At 73.8% G+C, this 18,972-nt stretch carries 14 protein-coding genes; 3 read left to right on the top strand and 11 right to left on the bottom strand.

Features of this window, described 5'->3' with window-relative positions; all coding sequences use genetic code 11:
• Positions 1–51 precede the first annotated feature (51 nt).
• The 8 genes from ABZV00_RS01840 to ABZV00_RS01805 form a co-directional block, all read right to left on the bottom strand.
• Positions 52–1,884, bottom strand: coding sequence for an NHL domain-containing thioredoxin family protein (locus tag ABZV00_RS01840; RefSeq protein WP_355600975.1), 1,833 nt, complete (start codon positions 1,882–1,884; stop codon positions 52–54).
• Between the two features lie 124 nt (positions 1,885–2,008).
• Positions 2,009–4,798 (bottom strand): hypothetical protein, encoded by a 2,790-nt coding sequence (locus ABZV00_RS01835; protein WP_355600973.1) that lies wholly within the window; start codon positions 4,796–4,798, stop codon positions 2,009–2,011.
• Positions 4,799–5,141: 343 nt separating this feature from the next.
• Entirely contained in the window at positions 5,142–5,279 is a 138-nt protein-coding gene (locus ABZV00_RS01830) for a hypothetical protein (RefSeq protein ID WP_328422241.1), read from the bottom strand.
• Between the two features lie 219 nt (positions 5,280–5,498).
• A complete protein-coding gene (locus ABZV00_RS01825; protein ID WP_355601343.1) occupies positions 5,499–6,968 on the bottom strand; it encodes a dihydrolipoamide acetyltransferase family protein in 1,470 nt (489 codons plus the stop codon).
• A gap of 5 nt (positions 6,969–6,973) precedes the next feature.
• Positions 6,974–7,963, bottom strand: a complete 990-nt coding sequence (locus tag ABZV00_RS01820) for an alpha-ketoacid dehydrogenase subunit beta (RefSeq protein WP_355600971.1) — start codon at positions 7,961–7,963, stop codon at positions 6,974–6,976.
• Positions 7,963–9,138 carry a pyruvate dehydrogenase (acetyl-transferring) E1 component subunit alpha gene (gene pdhA, locus ABZV00_RS01815; RefSeq protein WP_355600969.1) on the bottom strand — a complete coding sequence of 392 codons (1,176 nt, stop codon included), beginning with the start codon at positions 9,136–9,138 and terminating at the stop codon, positions 7,963–7,965. Before pdhA ends, ABZV00_RS01820 begins: the two co-directional genes overlap by 1 nt.
• 643 nt (positions 9,139–9,781) lie before the next feature.
• A complete protein-coding gene (locus tag ABZV00_RS01810) occupies positions 9,782–10,000 on the bottom strand; it encodes a hypothetical protein (RefSeq protein ID WP_355600967.1) in 219 nt (72 codons plus the stop codon).
• An 84-nt stretch (positions 10,001–10,084) separates the two neighbouring features.
• Positions 10,085–10,423: a hypothetical protein gene (locus tag ABZV00_RS01805; protein WP_355600965.1), complete on the bottom strand. Its 339-nt coding sequence runs from the start codon at positions 10,421–10,423 to the stop codon at positions 10,085–10,087.
• 87 nt (positions 10,424–10,510) lie between these two features.
• Here ABZV00_RS01805 and ABZV00_RS01800 point away from each other — a divergent pair, with 87 nt between their 5' ends.
• Positions 10,511–11,134 carry a phosphatase PAP2 family protein gene (locus tag ABZV00_RS01800; RefSeq protein WP_328422251.1) on the top strand — a complete coding sequence of 208 codons (624 nt, stop codon included), beginning with the start codon at positions 10,511–10,513 and terminating at the stop codon, positions 11,132–11,134.
• Between the two features lie 110 nt (positions 11,135–11,244).
• Here ABZV00_RS01800 and ABZV00_RS01795 read toward each other — a convergent pair whose 3' ends face one another.
• The 3 genes from ABZV00_RS01795 to ABZV00_RS01785 are packed head-to-tail and all read right to left on the bottom strand — an operon-like array spanning position 11,245 to position 16,052.
• Positions 11,245–12,468 carry a hypothetical protein gene (locus ABZV00_RS01795; protein WP_355600963.1) on the bottom strand — a complete coding sequence of 408 codons (1,224 nt, stop codon included), beginning with the start codon at positions 12,466–12,468 and terminating at the stop codon, positions 11,245–11,247.
• A gap of 57 nt (positions 12,469–12,525) precedes the next feature.
• Entirely contained in the window at positions 12,526–14,211 is a 1,686-nt protein-coding gene (locus ABZV00_RS01790; protein ID WP_355600961.1) for a GTPase, read from the bottom strand.
• A complete protein-coding gene (locus tag ABZV00_RS01785; protein ID WP_355600959.1) occupies positions 14,208–16,052 on the bottom strand; it encodes a GTPase domain-containing protein in 1,845 nt (614 codons plus the stop codon). The genes ABZV00_RS01790 and ABZV00_RS01785 overlap by 4 nt, the downstream gene beginning before the upstream one ends.
• A 220-nt stretch (positions 16,053–16,272) precedes the next feature.
• On the opposite strand from ABZV00_RS01785, the gene dnaK reads away from it, so the two are divergent.
• Both dnaK and grpE read left to right on the top strand, forming a co-directional pair.
• On the top strand, positions 16,273–18,153 hold the full coding sequence (dnaK, locus tag ABZV00_RS01780) for a molecular chaperone DnaK (RefSeq protein WP_355600957.1): 1,881 nt from the start codon (positions 16,273–16,275) through the stop codon (positions 18,151–18,153).
• Between the two features lie 48 nt (positions 18,154–18,201).
• A complete protein-coding gene (gene grpE, locus ABZV00_RS01775; protein ID WP_355600955.1) occupies positions 18,202–18,960 on the top strand; it encodes a nucleotide exchange factor GrpE in 759 nt (252 codons plus the stop codon).
• The last annotated feature ends 12 nt before the right edge of the window (positions 18,961–18,972 follow it).

Here is an 18,972-nt window from a genome sequence, read left to right as displayed (position 1 = left end):
AAGGGCCCCTTGGACATCGGATTCCGTCGTCCAAGGGGCCCTGCCCAACAGCTAGGCGTCCAGGCCGCGCAACACGAGCGGGAGCCGGGCCGCCCCGCCGTCGACCACTCGGACCGGGACGCCCCAGTCCTGCCGGGTCAGATGGCAGGCGGCGTGCTCGACGTCCGCGTCACAGGTCGCCGCCTGGGCGGTCACCTGGAGCACCCCGCCGGTGACCTCGCCGTTGAGCACCAGCCGGCGGGATAGTTCGGTGCCCGTGCCGGCGCCCTCCACCAGCAGCTCCGGCGGGGACGCGGAGACCACCAGCCGGGTCGACGGCCCGTACGTCTCGTCCAGCTTCTGCCCGGGCGCGGGGGTGAAGACGATGTCCAGGGTGACCTCGCCCGCCGCGATGTCGGTCGGCTTCCGCTCGGTGCGGTGCCGGGGGCCGTCCACCGTGCTGGCGCCCGCCGCCGACAGCGCACCCGGGGCGAGCCGGGTCAGCCGGTGCGCGGCGGACTCCACCACCAGCACCTCGCCGGCGGGGGTGAGCACGAGATCGCTCGGCTCGGCCAGCCCGTCGGCGACCGTGGACACCTGGCCGGTGGCCGGATCGAAGCGGCGGACCGCACCGTTGTAGGTGTCCGCGATCAGTACCGAGCCGTCCGGCAGCGCACACACGCCCAGCGGGTGCTGGAGCAGCGCCGACTCCGCCGGCCCGTCCACGTGCCCGAAGTCGAACAGGCCCTGCCCGACGGCGGTGCCGAGCTCCCCGTTCTCGACGTACCGGACGGCGCTGGTCTCGCTGTCGGCGATCCAGAGCCGGGCGCCGTCGGCGGAGACGGAGAGCCCCGACGGCTGCGCCATCCACGCCTCGGCCAGCGGGCCGTCGCGCAGCGCCTCGACCGTGGTGCCGGCGTACATGCCAGCGGTCCGCTTGATCGGATCGAACCACCAGAGCTGGTGGATGCCAGCCATCGCGATGATCAACTTGTCGTCGTACCAGGCCAGGTCCCACGGGGACGAGAGGTCCACGGCGAGCGCGTCGTGCGGGTGGTCGTCGACCGTGGCCCGCCACTGCCGGCCGCTACCGGCGACGGTGACCACCTCGTCGGACGCCAGGCGTACGCCGCGCAGCAGGTGGTTGACCGTGTCGGCGACCACCAGGTCGTAGCCGGCGACCTCGGCGACCTGCGTGGGCAGCAGGCAGAGCCCCTGCGGCTCGGAGAAGGTCGCCGCGCCGGCCGGCCCGTCGGCCCGGCCCCGCTCGCCCGAGCCGATCCGGCGCACCGGCGTCTCACCGTCGGGGGCCACCTCGACCAGGGAGTGCCGGGCCGAGTCGGAGACCAGCAGGTTGCCGTCCGGCAGCAGCACCGCCTTGCCCGGGAAGCGCAGCGTGGTCTCCGGCGCGGGTGGCGGGACGTACGGGCCGTCGCCCCGGTGCAGGGTGCCCTTTGCCTCGTGGGTGGCGATCAGCTCGTCGATCAGCCGGGCCAGCCCTTCGGCGTGCCCCTCGCCGGCCATGGTGGCCACCACGTACCCCTCGGGGTCGATCACCGACAGGGTCGGCCAGGCCCGGGCCGCGTACTGCTGCCACATGTCCAGCTCGGGATCGTCGAGCACGGGGTGGTGCACCCCGTACCGCTCCACGGCGGCGGCCAACGCGTCGGCGTCCTTCTCGTGCTCGAACTTCGGCGAGTGCACGCCGATCACGACGAGCACGTCGCCGTACTTCTCCTCCAGCGGGCGCAACTCGTCGAGCACGTGCAGGCAGTTGATGCAGCAGAAGGTCCAAAAATCCGCCAGGACGATCTTGCCGCGCAGGTCGGCGAGCTTGAGATCGCGTCCACCGGTGTTCAGCCAGCCCCGACCGCGCAGCTCGGGGGCCCGTACTCGTGCGCTCATGACTCCATCGTGCCTGACCATCGGCTGACGGTCGGCCAGAGGGGGCGAGCCGCCGAGATCCAGGCCACCCCCGCGTACGACGACGGCGGGGCCACGGATTCCCGTGGCCCCGCCGTCGGTGGATCTACTTGGTGGCCGGCTTGAGGCAGAGCACCCGGTTGGTGCCCTCGCCGGGCAGCACCACGTGCGGCTGCGTCGTGTCGGTGCACTTGTCCTTCGCGTCCACCTTGGAAACGATCGTGAACGCGCCGGCCTCGCCGCAGTCCGCCGCCGAGGCGCCCTGACCGGACTGCTTCACGCACGTGCCGACCGCCGGGTCGAAGCTGGGTGCCTCGTTCCCGCCGCCGAACTTGCCGAGCAGCATCAGCAGGCCGAGCGGCACCGCCAGGATGAGCACCGCCGCGATCAGCACCGCGGCCAGCACCCGGCCGTTGCGCACCTTCGGCACCGGTGGCTCTGCCTTCGGCTCCTCAGCGTCCGGCTTGAACGAGTCGAACCGGCCCTGGTCGGACTCGCTGGCCTGCTGACCCCAGGCCGGCGCGGCCTGCTGGGGCGCCGACGGGAAGGCCGCCGCGAAGTTGGCGCCCGGTGCCGGCTCGGTGGCCGGCCCGCTGCCGAAGCCCGGTCCGCCGAAGCCGGGGCCGCCGAAGCCCGGCGTGCCGTTCACCGCGGCGGTGCCGGCGGCCGGAGAAGCGGGGCCGAACCGGTCGGCCGGACGCTCGGCACCGGACTGCGGCCGGACCCCGTTCACCGGCCGGTTGTTCCCGGGCGCGTCGACGAATGACGGCACACCGGGCGGGAACGCCGGCGGCGCGGACGCCGCCTCACCGAACCCGTTCGGAGTCGCCGGCCGGTCGTCGAAGCGCGGTTCGGCCGGGGAGTCGCCGCCCCAACCGGGGCTGGCCTGCCGGTCAGGGCCGTTCTGCCAGTCGGGTGCTGCCTGGCGGTCAGGGCCGTTCTGCCAGTCGGGTGCTGCCTGGCGGTCGGAGCCGTTCTGCCAGTCGGGTGCCTCCTGGCGTGCCGGGCCGTTCTGCCAGTCCGGTGCGCTCTGGCGCTCAATGCCCGGGTCGGCCTGGAACGCCTCCGGCGCTGCCTGCTCCGGCTCGGATTGCGCCGGACGGCCGTACACCCGGGGCTGTGGCGCGGGCGCGCCGGCCGGCCGGATGGCCTGGTCGGTCGGGGGCATCACCCGGCTGGCCAGTGGCACGGAGGCGCTCGCCGAGGCCCGGCCCACCGCGCCGGCCGCCGACTCGGCCTCCGGCACCGGTACGACCGCACGGCCCGCTCCGGATTCCGGAGAGGTACGCGGGGCGGGCACCACCGCAGCGCCTGCCGAGGCATCCTCGGCCCGGCCCCAACCGGCCGGCTCGGCCTCGTACTGCGCGGGGGCGTCCGGCTGCTCCCGCTCGGCGTACGCCGGCTGCTCGGCGTACGCCGGCTGCTCGGGGATCGCGGCGAACTGGGCGGGTGGCGCGTAGTCGACCGGCGGGGCGGCGGCCAGGCTGGCACCCGGTACGCGCTGCTCCTGTGGCGGCAGCGGCACCGCGTTTGCCGGCGAGATGCCCGGCGCGGGCCCGGGCTGGTAGGCCGGTGGCTCGTCGCCCCGGTCGGCCTCCCAGCCACCGCGGGACTGGGCGGAGGCCTCCGCCTCGGCGCGACCCCACACCTCGCCGGGTGCCCACGGCTGGGTGGCCGGCACAGCGGCGCTGCCCTGGGCGGCATTGTCCGGGGCGGCGGCCCAGGCGGGCGTCCCGTCGTTGCCCGGCACGCTGGCGCTGGCCCGCGCCGGGGTGCCGGCCTGCTCCGGGGTCCATCCCGCCTGCTCCGGCCGTTCGGCCGGTTGGTCCTGGGCCGAGAGCACCCAGTCCGGCTGCTGCGGGCGGCTCTCGGCGCCACCCCAGGCGGCCGGCTGCGCGGCCTCGTCCTGCTTCACGTCAGCGCCGTCGCCCCAGCCACCGGGCTGCGCCTGCTGCTGCTGTGCGGCCCAGCCGCCGGAGCGGGCCGGGTCGTCCTGGCTGGGCCAGTTTGCCGCCGGTGCCGGCACCTGGGCCGCGCCACGTGCCGCGGCCGGCTCGGCCTGCCCCCAGCCGGGGGCCGGCTGCTCGGTCTGCTCGGCGGCCTGGCCCCAGGTCTGGGGGGACTGCTCGGCCGGCGTCCACACCGGCTGGTCGTCGCGCGCGGCAGCGCCGGTGGCCCAGCCGCCGGAGGCGGCCGGGTCGTCCTGCTGACCGATGCCGCCGGGCCAGCCGCCGGCCTGCGCGGACTCGGGCTGCTGTGACTCGGCGCCGCGCCAGTCAGCGGCCGGTGGGTTGGCCTGCGCCGCCCCGCCCCAGCCGCCGGAGCGGGCCTGGTCGTCCTGCTGGGAGTCGGTGCTCCAGCCGCCGGAGCGGGCCGGGTCTTCCTGAGCCGGCCAGGCGGCGGTGGCCGGCGGCACCTGCGCGGCACCCCGCGCGGCAGCCGGCTGGGCCTGCGCCCAGTCGGGCTGCTCGGGGGCAGCCGCGGCCCAGGTGGGGGCACTCTGCTCGGCTGGCGTCCAGCCCTGCTGCTGCCCAGCCCACGGGGCGGGCTGCGCGTGGTCCGGTGCGCCACCGCTGGCGGGCCAGGCGCCGGGCTGCTGCGGCGCGTCGTTCGCACCACCGCCGGTGGCCCAGGCGGGCTGGGGCGGGTCGGAGGGCTGCGGCGCGGCGCCGGAACCCCAGGCGGGGTTCGGCGGCTGCTCCGACTGGGCCGCCCAGGCCGGTGCCGATGGGTTCTGCCCGGTCGGCGGTGGGGGCGCCCAGCCAAGGTCGGGGCCGGCGGCGTTGTAACCGTTGTCCGGCTGCGCCGGGCGGTCGCCGTACGGCGCCGGTCCGCCGGCGCCCGGTGACACCTCGTCCGGCTCCTGGCCGGGGCGGTGCGGGCCCTCGGACGTCATGGGTGCGCCTCCTCCATCACATGTCGGCCGCCGGTGCCGATCGGTCTCCTCGGCATGGCTGCCGGCTTCACCGGCGTACCGCCGTGCCGGCTCCCCGCACGGTATCCGGTAGCCGCACAGCGCGTCCAAGGAGCACCGGTCGTCACTCCGCGTTGCCGGTCGGTGTCGAGCAGCTTCTATCGGATCGGCTTGTGCCGGGCCAGCGGGCGGTGACCGAAGCCCACCGTACCGGGCGCTGCGGCAGGGCGGAATCCCGGTGCCGAGGTGCGGTGAAACGCCGATGGCCCACCCGGTTCGCCGGGTGGGCCATCGATCTGGAGGAGGTGAGGAAAGTGGTGGAGCGTCAGCTCATGTGACGCTGGGCGATGACGAGGAGTTCGTCGCGGACCGCCGGCGAGCTCGCGGACCGCAGCGCGTGCTCGATGGCACGGGCGCGGCGGGTGGCGTCGCGGTGGTTGCGGATGCGCTCGATCATGCTCATTGGTGGGTCCCCCTGGCTATTCGGTTGTCAGCCCTTGATGGCTCTATTTAACCTCAGAACCGGGTCAACTTCCATCGATTATTAGGTGAGCTGGGACACCTGCCTAACAATCAAAGGCCAGAGGGCCTGGTGGCCGACGGTTTCGTTTGCTGAACGGACACGGCCGGTGTGCCGGGGATTAACCCGTGGCACACCGGCCGTGGCCTGGTGTTCGGACGGTCAGGTCCAGGCGAGCAGCGCCGCCTCCGGGTCAGCGAGGAAGTCGCCGATGTCGCGCAGGAACTTCGAGCCCAGTTCACCATCGATGATCCGGTGGTCGAAGCTCAGCCCCAGCGTGGTGACCTGACGCGCCTTGACCTTGCCCTTGTGCACCCAGGGCATCTCCCGCACCGCGCCGAAGGCCAGGATCGCCGACTCACCCGGCGGCAGGATCGGCGTGCCGGTGTCCACCCCGAACACCCCGACGTTGGTGATGGTCAGGGTGCCGCCGGACATGTCCGCCGGCGAGGTGCGCCCGGACTTCGCCGTCTGCACCAGATCGGTCAGCGCGTCCGCCAGCTCGCGCAGCGAGAGCCGGCCGGCGTCCTTCACGTTCGGCACGATCAGGCCGCGCTCGGTGGCCGCTGCGATACCGAGGTTGACGTACTCCTTGACCACGATCTCGTCGCCGGCCCAGGTCGAGTTGACCATCGGATGACGCTTGACCGCCAGCAGCACGGCCTTCGCCACCAGCAGCAGCGGCGAGACCCGGACGTCGCGCCACTCCCGCCGGTCGCGCAGCCGGTCGAGCGCCTTCATCGCCCGGGTCACGTCGACGGTCAGGAACTCCGTCACGTGCGGGGCGGTGAACGCCGAGCGGGACATGTTCTCGGCGGTGAGCTTGCGTACCCCCTTGACCGGGATGCGCTGCTCGCGGTCGGCGCCGAAGCTCGCGGCGCTCGTGGCCGCCGACGTCACCGCGATCGGCTCGGCCGCCGCCACGGCCCCGCTCGCCGCCTGCTGCACGTCCTCCCGGGTGATCGAGCCCAGCGGACCCGAACCGGTCAGCGTGCGCAGGTCGACGCCGAGGTCCTTGGCGAGCTTGCGCACCGGCGGCTTGGCCAGCACCAGCCCGCCGGCCAGCGGAGCGCCCTGGCCGTTCTGCCCAGGCGTCGGCACGGCCGCCGGCTGTGGAGCCGGCGCGACCGGCGCCGGCGCGGGCGTCGCCTCGGCCTGCGCGGGGACGCCACCCTTGCGCGGGCGGCGCTTCGCGGAGGTGGTGCGCGGGCCGTAGCCGACCAGCACCGCGGTCCGGCCACCCGGGGCCGGGCCGCCGATCAGGCCGGGCTCCACCATGCCCTCGGCCGGTGCCACCTCGACCGCGGCCAGCGAGGCCGCCGACGGGGTGGGCAGGGAGCCGCCGGGCGTGGCCGTGGTCGACGGCTCGGCCAGCGGGCCGGCGCCCGGGTCGGTGTCGATCGCGATGATCGGCGTGCCGACCTCGACCGTGGTGCCCTCCGGGTGGAAGATCGCGTGCACCTGCCCGGCCCACTTCGCCGGGATCTCCACGGCCGCCTTGGCCGTCTCCACCTCGACGATCGGCTGGTTCAGCTCGATGGTGTCGCCGACCTTGACCAGCCAGGACAGGATCTCGCCCTCGGTCAACCCCTCGCCCAGGTCGGGCAGGTTGAACTCCTTGATCCGGGACATGCCGCTCACCAGCCGAAGGAGCGGTCGACGGCGTCGAGCACCCGGTCCAGGTCGGGCAGGTACTCCTCCTCCACCCGGGCGGCCGGGTAGGGGATGTCGAAGCCGGTCACCCGCAGCACCGGCGACTCCAGGGAGTAGAAGCACTCCTCGGTGATCCGCGCGGCCAACTCGGCGCCGAGGCCGATGTTCGACGGCGCCTCGTGCACCACCACGGCGCGGCCGGTGCGCTTCACCGACTCGTACGCCGCGGTCAGGTCCAGCGGGGAGAGCGAGCGCAGGTCGATGACCTCCAGCTCCCGGCCGTCCTCGGCGGCGGCGGTCGCCGCCTCCAGGCAGGTCCGCACCATCGGCCCGTAGGCGAGCACGGTGACGTCGGTGCCGGGCCGCACCACCCGGGCCGAGTGCAGCGGGTACGCGTCGGCCAGCGGCGCGTCCAGGTCGACCGGACCCTTCTCCCAGTAGCGGCGCTTGGGCTCCAGGAAGACGATCGGGTCGTCCGAGGCGATGGCCTGCTGGATCATCACGTACGCGTCCTGCGGGTTGGAGCAGGACACCACCTTCAGGCCGGCGGTGTGCGCGAAGTACGCCTCCGGCGACTCGGAGTGGTGCTCGACCGCGCCGATGCCGCCGCCGAACGGGATCCGGATCACCATCGGGATGTTGAGCTTGCCGCGCGAGCGGTAGTGCATCTTCGCCACCTGCGACACGATCTGGTCGTACGCGGGGTAGACGAAGCCGTCGAACTGGATCTCGCAGACCGGGCGGTAGCCGCGGATGGCCAGGCCGACTGCGGTGCCGATGATGCCGGACTCGGCCAACGGGGTGTCGATAACCCGGTCGTCGCCGAAGTCCTTCTGGAGCCCGTCGGTGATCCGGAAGACGCCGCCGAGCTTGCCGACGTCCTCGCCCATGATGATGACCTTGGGGTCGTTCTCGAGGGCGCGGCGCAGACCGGTGTTGAGGGCCTTGCCGAGGGTGAGCGTCTCCGTGGCCATCAGTGGGCGCTCCCCTCGAACGACTCCATGTAGCGGCTGAACTGCGTGCGCTGCTCGTCGAGCAGCGGAGACCCGTTGGGGTAGACGTGGTCGAACATCGTCACCGGCTCCGGGTTGGGCATGGCGAGCACCCGCTCGCGCAGGTGCACCGACTCGCGGCGGGCCTGCTCGTCGACCTCGGCGAAGAAGTCGGCGTCGGCGATCTGCTGCTTCTCCAGGAAGGCCTTGACCCGGGCGATCGGGTCCTTGGCCTGCCACGCCTCGACCTCGCTGGCGATCCGGTAACGGGTCGGGTCGTCGGAGGTGGTGTGCGCGCCCATCCGGTAGGTGTACGCCTCGATCAGGCTCGGGCCCTGCCCGTGCCGGGCGTTGTCCAGCGCGGTACGGGTGACCGCGTAGGTGGCCAGCACGTCGTTGCCGTCCACCCGGATGCCGGGGAAGCCGAAGCCGGCGGCCCGCTGGTAGAGCGGGATGCGGGTCTGCCGCTCCAGAGGCTCGGAGATCGCGTACTGGTTGTTCTGGCAGAAGAAGACCATTGGCGCGTTGAACACGCCGGCCCAGACGAAGGCCTCGTTGACGTCACCCTGGCTGGTGGCCCCGTCGCCGAAGTAGGCGATCACCGCTTCGCCGTCGTCGGTGCCGGTCTTGCCGTCCATGGTGATGCCCATGGCGTAGCCGGTCGCGTGCAGGGTCTGCGCCCCGATCACGATCGTGTACATGTTGAACTTGAACTCGTTCGGGTCCCAGCCGCCCTGGTCGACGCCGCGGAACAGGCCGAGCGGCATGATCGGGTCGATGCCCCGGCAGTAGAGGACGCCGTGCTCCCGGTAGGTCGGGAAGGCCATGTCCTGGGTGCGCAGCGCGCGCCCGGAGCCGACCTGGGCCGCCTCCTGGCCGAGCAGGCTGGCCCAGATGCCCAGCTCGCCCTGCCGCTGGAGCGCGGTCGCCTCGGCGTCGAGCTTGCGGACCAACACCAGGTCGCGGTAGAGCCCGCGGTACTCCTCGTCGGTGAAGTCGACGCGGTACTCGATGCCGTCCGGCCCGGTGACGCTCTCGATCCGCTCGCCTTCGGGGGTGAGCAGCTGCACCAGCTCGGGATTGCCAGCCGCGCTCTTCCTGGAGCGGGGTGCCGCCCGCCTGCTGCGGGTGGTGCCCCCGGGGTCGCCCTTTGCCATCCGTCTCTCCCTGTCATGTCTGCGTCGGCACCGGGGGGTCACCCGGCCGCGCAACTCGTGCGCCTGTCCGGCTGCTGCCGGACCGGTTCCTGGCGGCCGCGCCTAGCCCCGGTGGGAGTTGCCGCGCGGCGTGAGCCGGATTCTGGCCGAACCCGGTTCGGGAGCGCCGGCGCTCAACCGCGCCTGCCGCGAGGGTGCGCGGAGGTCACGGCTGCGTTGCCGTCGTGCTCCATATTCGCAGAGCAGGTGAGCGCGCCCACAGTACGCCCGCCCTGCATTCCGACCGCCCACCCTTTGACGTCCTTTGTCGCCATGATGCCGCGACGCGGGCGCTAGGCGGTCCGGCGGCGGTTCGTCATCGTTCGGTCATCTCCGCGTGTCGACACGCGGTGGAGGTTGGCTAACGCAAGGTAACTAGGCGAGGCTGATTACCGCAGGATCGTGCTGATCGGGTGATTTGCCGGTGTTTTTCAGCCGACGGTGTCCGTCCGCGTCTTTCCGAAGCCGACGACAAGGGGTGTGCGGTGCACGAGCCAGGTGACGGTCCCGGCACACCGGAGCTCAGCCGGCACCGGTCGCCCGGCGGCTACCGCCCGGTGGTCGGCGCGCACCGCGCCCCCGGCGCCGGCAGCCCCTCCCGCGGTTACCTGCTCACCGTCGCGCTGCTGGCCGGCACCGCCTCGATGCCCATCCTCGCCGCTATCAGCGCGGGCTCGGCAACGTCGGGCAGCACCGCGCTACCGGACAGCAGCACCCCCTTCATCCCCACTCCGTCGGTCGGGCCGGTGGTGATCCCGCTGCCGATGACCAGCCAGCCGGCGCTTCCGCCACCCGGCACGCCCAGCGTCGGCCCGACCGCCACCGATGGCTGGCTGCCCGCCGCTCCCCGACGTGTCCCGGACCGGCCGGGGCCCGCGCCGGCTGCCGCCAACGCGGAGCCCGCACGTCATGCGGTACCGCCGCCAGCACCGAGGCCCACCCGGAGCAGACCGCCGTCCCCGTCCCCGCCCAGCCCGTCGCCGGTGCCGTCGCCGACCGGTTCGCCGACCGACCCGCCGGACCCGACCCCGAGTCCGACGCCGAGCCCGACGCCAACCGTGCCGGCGACGCCGACCGAGACCGATTCCTCGACCCCGACCGCATCGCCGACCAGCACACCGTCCGTACCGGCCAGCACGCCCACGCCGACCGCCACCCCCGGTGCATCGGGCAGCCGGCCCAGCCCGACCGCCCCGTCCACGCCCACGGTGAGCCGGTCGCCGCTGGCCGGACCGACGCACCCCACGGTGTCCCCGGCGGTACGGTGACGATCAGGCGCGACCGAGCCGGTGCCGGCGGTGGTCGGCGGTAGGCGCGTACCGGAGGGGGTGGCGTGGGCGGCGGTGCGGAACTCCGCCCGGTCACCACCCGGCCCGGCCCCGGGCTGCGGGTCGCCCGGCTCGTCACCGAGCTGACCGCCCCGGCCGTGCTGGTGTCGCTGCTGATGGTCGCCGTGAGCTGGCACAGCGCCCGGCGCGCGAGTCACGGCCTGGCGTGGGGCCTGCTCGCCACGCTCTTCGTCACCGGCATTCCGTTCGCCTACATCGTCGGCGGGGTACGCCGCGGCCGGCTCACCGACCACCACATCGGCCGTCGGGAGCAGCGTCGGGTGCCGCTACTGGTCGGCCTCGGCTCGGTCGCCGCCGGGCTGGCCCTGCTCGCCGTGCTCGGCGCGCCCCGCCCGCTGCTGGCGCTGGCGGTGGCCGGGCTGGTCGGTCTGGTGGTCGCCGTGTCGGTGAGCCACTGGTGGAAGATGTCGATCCACTCGGCGGTGGCCGCTGGCACGCTGGTCATCCTTGCGCTGACCTTCGGTGCCCGGCTGCTCTTCGCCGCGCCGCTGCTGGCCGTCGTCGGCTGGTCCCGGGTGCGGCTGCGCGACCACACCGTGCCGCAGGTGCTGGCTGGCGGTGTGCTCGGCGCACTCATCGCCGGGCTGGTCTTCGGCCTGCTGCGCTGACCGCGCCTGCTGCGCTGACCGCGCCGGCTGTGCGGAGACCGGGCCTGCTGCGCGGAGACCGGGCCTGGCACCCGCCCGGGCGGCGAGAATGCCGCCCGGGCGGGATGCCGTCAGGCGCCGTCGTCGGCGAGGCGGTGCCGGTTCGCCTCGATCCAGGCGTCGAGGGCGGCCGGGTCGTCCGGGTCCACCCCGTCGGCCATCAGCTGGGCGACGGCTGCGGTGGCCGGGCTGCGCCGCTCACCGGTGGAGTAGAGGCGGGCGAACTCCGGCACCATCTCCTCGATCGCCTCGTCGGTGCGCGCGGCGGCCGACTCGGGCAACCCGCGCTGGCGCGACGCGTACCGGGCCCAGGCGCGCAGGACCCGGGGCAGCATCGCCGCGTCGTCCATGTCCAGCACCGCGCGGCGGTGCACCCAGTCGAGCAGGAACAGCCCGGACACCGCGGGGCTCCACCGCATCGGGTCAGCGTCCGGGAAGGTCGCCGAGTGGTCCAGCAGCAGACTCAGGCAGAAGTGCAGCGAGGCCAGCTCCGGGCCGTCGACGGTGTCCAGCCCGAACCGGGTGGCCTCCGGCGCGGCCAGGAACCGCCGGACCAGGTCGGTGCGCTCAGCGGCGGAGAGCGGCTCGACCTCCGCCGGGCCGGTCGGGTCGGCGGCGGTGGGCAGCACCGCCAGCCGGAGGCCGACCAGCGCGCGGTCGGTGGAGAGCGAGCCCTCGCCGGGTAGCTCGCCCAGGTCGTCGGTGACCGCGAGATGCCGGGCCACCTCGCCGCGCAGCCGGGCCGGGTCCTCGGTGCGGAACCAGGTCAGCTCGTCGTCCGCGCACATCTGCCGGACCTGGTCCAGGATCCGTTCCGCCGGCCCGCCGACGAAGATGTCCTTGGTGATCCCGATGTTGTGGTCCACCAGGGCCACCAGCGCGTGTTCGGGGCCGCCGGCCTCGTCGTCGTAGGCGAAGGTGGCGAGGTAGGAGGTCTGGTCGCCGTACACATCGCCGTACGCCCAACTGCCGGTCAGGTGCACCCGGCCGAGCTGCTCGGCCCAGGCCGGTGTCTGGCTGCCCGGGCGCACCCGCTCGGTGCCCTCGGCGTCCGGGACGAGTGCGGCGAAGACCTGCCGGATGGTGGTTGCCGCAGCGATCCGGCGGCGGGCGGTGGCGGCGAGGAACCCGGTGACGAACTCCCGTACGGCGGTGTCGCGGTCGGTCTCCGCGATCGCATAGACGCTGCCCAGCAGTGCGCTGCCCAGCATCTCGGCGTCCAGCGCGGACTCCAGCTTGGTCACGTCGCGTGCGGCGTGCAGCACCGCGTCGTAGGGGGTCTGAGGCGTGGCCATGCTCCGACCCTACGCCGCCCGAGGGGTACGCAGAGCGCTAGCGAGCCGTGCGGAGCGTCAGCGGCGGGCGGCGTCCCGCAGCGCGTCGCGTGCCTGCGCGTACGAGGCGAGCACGATCCGCACCGGGGCGAGCACGTACTCCTCGCCCACCTGGGCGACCTCGGCCGTCAGCCGCTGCTCAGCGCGGGCTCGGGCCCGGCGGCCCGCCCAGCGCACCACAGGCCGGGTCAGCGCTGCCACCAGCAGCCCGGCCAGCAGCCCGCCGAGCAGCAGCAGGGTGGGCAGTGGCACCTGCCCGACCATCGGGTTGTCCAGCGCGGGCAGGCCGAGCACCCGCAGCGCGTAACCGAGCACCAGCCAGCCCAGCCCGACCACGGCAGCCAGCGTGACCAACCACTGCACGCCGCCGACCAGCCGCCACCAGAGCGGTCGACGGTCCAGGCCGAGGTCGGTGCTGGCGATCTTGCGGTCCAGCGCGTCCGGCAGGTCGCCGAGGCGGGACCGGGCGGCGGCGGTGACCGCGGTCGGCCAGGCGGCGGGCAGGTCGGCGGCGGCCCGGTCGGCCACCGCGCGGATCGCCAGGCCGAGCGCCGAGCGTTGGGCGGCCGTCGGGTCCGGCACCGAGGTCGCCGCGACCAGGCTCTCCGCCGGGTCGGCCCGGTCGCCGGCCGGGCCGGGCAGGTGCAGCCGGCGCAACGGGTCGGGCCGCAGCCGCCGCCAGCCCCGGACCACCGGCCAGCCGGTGGCGGAGCCGGCCCGGTGCCGGTACGCCTGCTCCACCGCCTCGGTGACCGCAGGCACGCCGGCCGCGCCGGCCAGTGCCCGGTTCAGGCCGCTGACGGCCGCATCGTCCGGTCCGCCCGGCGGGCGGGCCGAGCCGACCAGCTCGTCCAGCGTGGCGACCACCGTGTCGACGTCACCGGCGAGCCGGCGCAGCGCCGCCTGCCGCCCGGCGACCGTCTGCTCCAGCGCGGTGCGCAGCCCGGCCATCCCGGCCGGGTCGATGGCGGTGGTGGCCAGCAGTGGCACGCCGGTCAGCCCGTCGGCGTCGAGCAGCCGGCGCAGGTCGTCCAGGACTCGGGGCAGCTGGGCCGTGGGCAGCCGGTCGGCCTGGTTGAGCACGACCAGGGTGACGTCGCGGTGTCGGTGGAACTCGCGCAGGTAGCTGTCGTGGATCACCCGGTCGGCGTACTTCTGTGGGTCGACCACCCAGACCACCTGGTCGACCAGGCCGAGCAGCCGGTCCACCTCCAGTCGGTGGGACCGCTGCACCGAGTCGAAGTCGGGCAGGTCGAGCAGGATCAGCCCGTGCAGCGCGGTCTCGTCGTCCGCGTCCAGCGCGCTCTCGCGGACGAAGCGGTGCCGGGGCAGTACGCCGATCCAGTCGAGGAGCCGGTTGGCGCCCTCCAGCGGCCCCCACACGCAGGCGTGCGCGACACCGGTGGTTGGCCGGCGGACCCCGACCGGCGAGAGCTCCAGTTGGGCCAACGCGTTGAAGAGGCTGGACTTGCCGCTGCCGGTGGCACCGGCCAGGGCGACCACGGTGTGGTCCCGGGACAGGGCGAGCCGGGTGCCGGCCCGCTCGATCAGTGTGTGCGCGGGCACCAGCTCGGCGTCGGGCAGCAGGCCGTCCGCCGCGGTGAGGAACCGGCGTACCCCCTCCAGGCGGGCGATCAGCGCGTCGGGGTCGACCCGCCGGTCGCCGCGGAACGCCTCGCGTACCCGACCGGCGATGTTGCTCACCGGGAGCCCTCCTCATTCGCGGCAGGCAGTGTGTCGCCGCCGGCGGTGGCCAGGCCGCTGCGGTGCCGGGCCAGCTCGACCCGGCCGGCGGCCCGGCGCAACCCGTCGCCGGCCTCCGCGGCGGGGCGGGCGTCGGCGGTGCGGGTCAGGAAGCGGTCGGCCTCCGTGTCGAGCAGCGTCCGCACCCGGTCCAGCAGGTCGGCGCGGGCCTTGGCGGCGAGGGTACGCACCGCCTGGTCGCCGAAGATCGCCTGGAGTACGGCCTGGGCGGCGACCGTGGTGCCGGCCCCGGTGGCCACCTCCAACCCGGTCGGGATGAACGCGGTGGAGGCGAACACGGCGATCATCACGGCCAGCCCCGTGGCGTTCACCGCGTACGCGGCGGTGCGGGCCACGAACCGTTTGTCGCCGCCCTCGACCCGGACCAGCTCCAGCACGCCGCGTTGCCAGTCCCGGACCATTCGCTCGGCGCGTTCGGGTAGGTCGTCGCTCGGGTGGGCGAGGGACGGTTCGAGCAGTCCGGCCCCGGCCGGATGCGCCTTCCACCCGGTGTGCGCCGCTTCGGCCGCCTCGGAGGCCACCCCGCGTAGCAGCGTGACAAGCTGCGACTCGATGGCGTTGCGCAGTTCGGTGGCGGGTGCCGGTCGGCCGGTGACGGCGGCCACCACGCGGTCCCGCAGCCGTCCGATCCGCGCCTCCAGGGTGCGGAAGAACTCTCCGGTGCCGACGAACTCCTGCCACCGGGCGAGCACCTCACCGCGGAGCAGCCGACCGTCCTGCAGGCCCTGCTCGACGGTCCGCTCGGCGCCCCGATAGGCGGCCCGGACCCGTTCGTCCAGCCCGTCGGCGGCGGCGACCTGTTCGTCGGCGGCGTCGGCCAACTCCTCGACGGCCGGGTGCAGCGCGGCCAGCGCCCCGTCCAGGGTCTGCCGGACGACCGCCGCCCGGGCGTCGGCGTCGGCGGCCAGCCGGGCGAACCAGTCGGCCAGCGGTGCGGTGACCCCCTCGGGCAGCAGCCCCTGGCCGTCGACCCAGGTCTCCGGCAGCACGAACAGCGGCGCCCGGCCGAGGTCCTGCGCGGCGAGCATCTCGGCCAGATGCGCGGCGATCTCGTCGCTGGCCTCCGCGGGCACCCGGTCCAGCACCATGGCAATCACCGCGCCCCGGGCCCGGGCGCTGCGCAGCAGCCCCCAGGGCACCGCGTCGGCGTACCGGGCGGCGGTGGTGACGAAGAGCCAGAGGTCGGCGGCGGCCAGCAACTGGCCGGCGAGTGCCCGGTTGGCGTCGACCACCGAGTCGATGTCCGGCGCGTCGAGGAAGGCCAGCCCGGCGGGCAGGGCCGGGGCGGTGACCAGGTGCAGGGCGCGGGGATCTTCGCTCGGCTCGGTGGTGCGGGTCAGCCCGGGCAGCAGCTCACCCTGCCGGAACCAGGCCGCGTCTGCCGGGTTGCAGACCAGCACCGGCGAGCGGGTGGTCGGCCGGAGCACGCCGGCGGCGCTGACCCGGGCCTTGACCAGGCTGTTGACCAGGGTCGACTTGCCCGCGCCGGTGGAGCCCCCGACGACCACGAGCAGTGGCGCGTCGAGCCGGGCGAGCCGGGGCAGCAGATAGTCGTCGAGCTGGTCGGTGAGGGTGGTGGCAGTCTGCCGGGCCGAGGCGGCGGAGGGCAGCGCGAGGGGGTACCGGGTGGCGCCGATCGCGGCCCGGAGACCCGTCAGCGCAGCGGGGAGGCTGTCGTCCCCGGTGGTGGCGGGCGGCTCCTCCGCGGCGTCCGGCGGGCCGGTGCGGGCTGCGACGGCGGGCGCTCCGGAACGGGTGGCGGAATCGCCGGGCGTCGTCACCGCTAAAGCGTGCCCGACCGATGCAAGGGAAGACAACCGGACGGTAATAACGGCTGGGTTGCGTCGGGTCGGCTCAACCCAACTTGACGATTCGCCGGGGCGTGGCACTATTGAGTCAAGTTCACTCAACTTGTGGTGTGGTCCGCTGCGGGCGGTGCCCGCCAGCAGCCCACGGGCGATGCCCGTCACCTGCACAACCTTACGAAGCGAGGAAGCGAAGATGGCACGTGCGGTCGGTATCGACCTCGGCACGACGAACTCCTGCGTCAGCGTTCTCGAGGGCGGTGAGCCCACCGTCATCGCCAACGCTGAAGGCTCGCGGACGACCCCGTCGATCGTCGCGTTCGCCCGCAACGGCGAGGTGCTCGTCGGTGAGGTCGCCAAGCGCCAGGCGGTGACCAACCCGGACCGGACGATCCGGTCGGTCAAGCGCGAGGTCGGCACGAACTGGTCCGTCGACATCGACGGCAAGAAGTACACCCCGCAGGAGATCTCGGCCCGGACCCTGATGAAGCTCAAGCGGGACGCTGAGGCGTACCTGGGTGAGCAGATCACCGACGCGGTGATCACCGTCCCGGCCTACTTCAACGACAGCCAGCGCCAGGCCACCAAGGAGGCCGGTGAGATCGCCGGCTTCAACGTGCTGCGGATCGTCAACGAGCCGACCGCGGCCGCCCTGGCGTACGGGCTGGACAAGGGCTCCAAGGAGCAGACCGTCCTGGTCTTCGACCTCGGCGGCGGCACCTTCGACGTGTCGCTGCTGGAGCTGGCTGAGGGCGTCATCGAGGTCAAGTCGACCAGCGGTGACAACCACCTCGGCGGTGACGACTGGGACCAGCGGATCATCGACCACCTGGTGAAGACGTTCCGTGGCGAGCACGGCATCGACCTGGGCCAGGACAAGATGGCCCTGCAGCGGCTCCGTGAGGCCGCCGAGAAGGCCAAGATCGAGCTGTCCGCCGCCACCACCACCAACATCAACCTGCCGTACATCACCGCCGGCGCGGCCGGCCCGCTGCACCTGGACGTGACGCTCAGCCGCGCCGAGTTCCAGCGGATGACGCAGGATCTGCTGGACCGCTGCAAGGGCCCGTTCGAGCAGGCCGTGAAGGACGCCGGGATCAAGATCTCCGACGTCGAGCACGTGATCCTGGTCGGCGGTTCGACCCGGATGCCCGCCGTGACCGACCTGGTCAAGCAGCTCACCGGCCGCGACCCGAACAAGGGCGTCAACCCGGACGAGGTCGTCGCCGTCGGTGCCGCCCTGCAGGCCGGCGTGCTCAAGGGTGAGGTCAAGGACGTCCTGCTGCTCGATGTGACCCCGCTGAGCCTGGGCATCGAGACCAAGGGCGGCATCTTCACCAAGCTGATCGAGCGCAACACCACGATCCCGACCAAGCGCTCCGAGGTCTTCACCACGGCGGACGACAACCAGCCGTCGGTGCTGATCCAGGTCTTCCAGGGTGAGCGGGAGATCGCGGCCTACAACAAGAAGCTCGGCACCTTCGAGCTGACCGGCCTCCCGCCGGCGCCGCGTGGCGTGCCGCAGATCGAGGTCGCCTTCGACATCGATGCCAACGGCATCGTCAACGTCCACGCCAAGGACCTCGGCACGGGCAAGGAACAGAAGATGACGATCACCGGCGGCTCCTCGCTGCCGAAGGACGACATCGAGCGGATGCGCCGGGACGCCGAGGAGCACGCGGAGGAGGACAAGCGCCGCCGCGACGACGCCGAGACCCGCAACGTGGCCGAGGCACTCCAGTGGCAGACCGAGAAGTTCCTCGCCGAGAGCGGCGACAAGCTGCCCAGCGAGAACCGGGAGCAGATCAACGAGGCGCTCGGTGAGCTGCGTGGCGCCCTCGGCGGTCAGGACATCGAAAAGATCAAGTCGGCGCACGAGCGGCTCGCGCAGGTCTCCCAGCAGGCCGGTTCGCTGCTCTACTCGCAGCAGGCCGAGGAGGGCCAGCAGCCCGGCGGCGAGGCCGGCCCGGGTGCGACCGGTGCGACCGGCCCGCAGGCCGGCGCCGCCGGTGGCGCTGCGAGCGGCGCCGACGACGTGGTCGACGCGGAGATCGTGGACGAGGACGGCAAGAAGTGACCGTCGGCCTCCGACACGTATCCACGCCGAAGGGGATGAGGTAGCCGCATGACGCAGAAGCCACGAGCCGCCGACCCGGGCGAGACCGGGTCGACGCCGGGTGGCTCCGCGCCCACCGAGCCGGCCACCGGCGACGGGGAGCGGGACGTCATCCGCAACAACCGCAAGCTCAGCGACACGACGGAGCCGGAGGGCACCGCCGCCGACGCGGGGAGCGACGTCCCCGCCGACGGCCTGGTCGAGGACGCCGAGATCGTGGTCGACGAGATCGAGATCGAGGCGACCTCGGTCGACGGCCCCACGCCAGCCGGTCCGCCGGTGGTGGACGCCCCGGCGCAGCCGGTGGGCGGCGGCGGCACCGGCACGGCGCTGGGCGCCGAGCTGGAGGCGCTCCGGGCCGAGCTGGACGAGCGGACCCGGGACCTGCAGCGGGTGTCGGCGGAGTACGCCAACTACCGCAAGCGGGTGGACCGGGACCGCAGCCTGGTGCAGGAGCAGGCGACCGGCTCGGTGCTGGCCGCGCTGCTGCCGATCCTGGACGACCTGGACCGGGCCCGGGAACACGGCGACCTGGTCGGGCCGTTCGGCACGGTGGCGGAGCAACTCACCACCGCGCTGGGCAAGTTCGGCCTGACCGCCTTCGGTGAGCAGGGCGACCCGTTCGACCCGACCCGGCACGAGGCGGTCGCGCACCAGACCTCGGCAGAGGTCAGCGAGCCGACCTGCGTGCAGGTCATGCGGCGCGGCTACCAGCTCGGTGAGCGGCTGCTGCGCCCCGCGCTGGTCGCGGTAGCGGATCCGGAATAGTGCGAGACAGTG

Origin of the sequence: Micromonospora sp. NPDC005173, from assembly GCF_040608515.1 — a bacterium.
GTDB lineage: Bacteria > Actinomycetota > Actinomycetes > Mycobacteriales > Micromonosporaceae > Micromonospora.
This window is presented reverse-complemented; position numbering and strand designations above follow the sequence as displayed.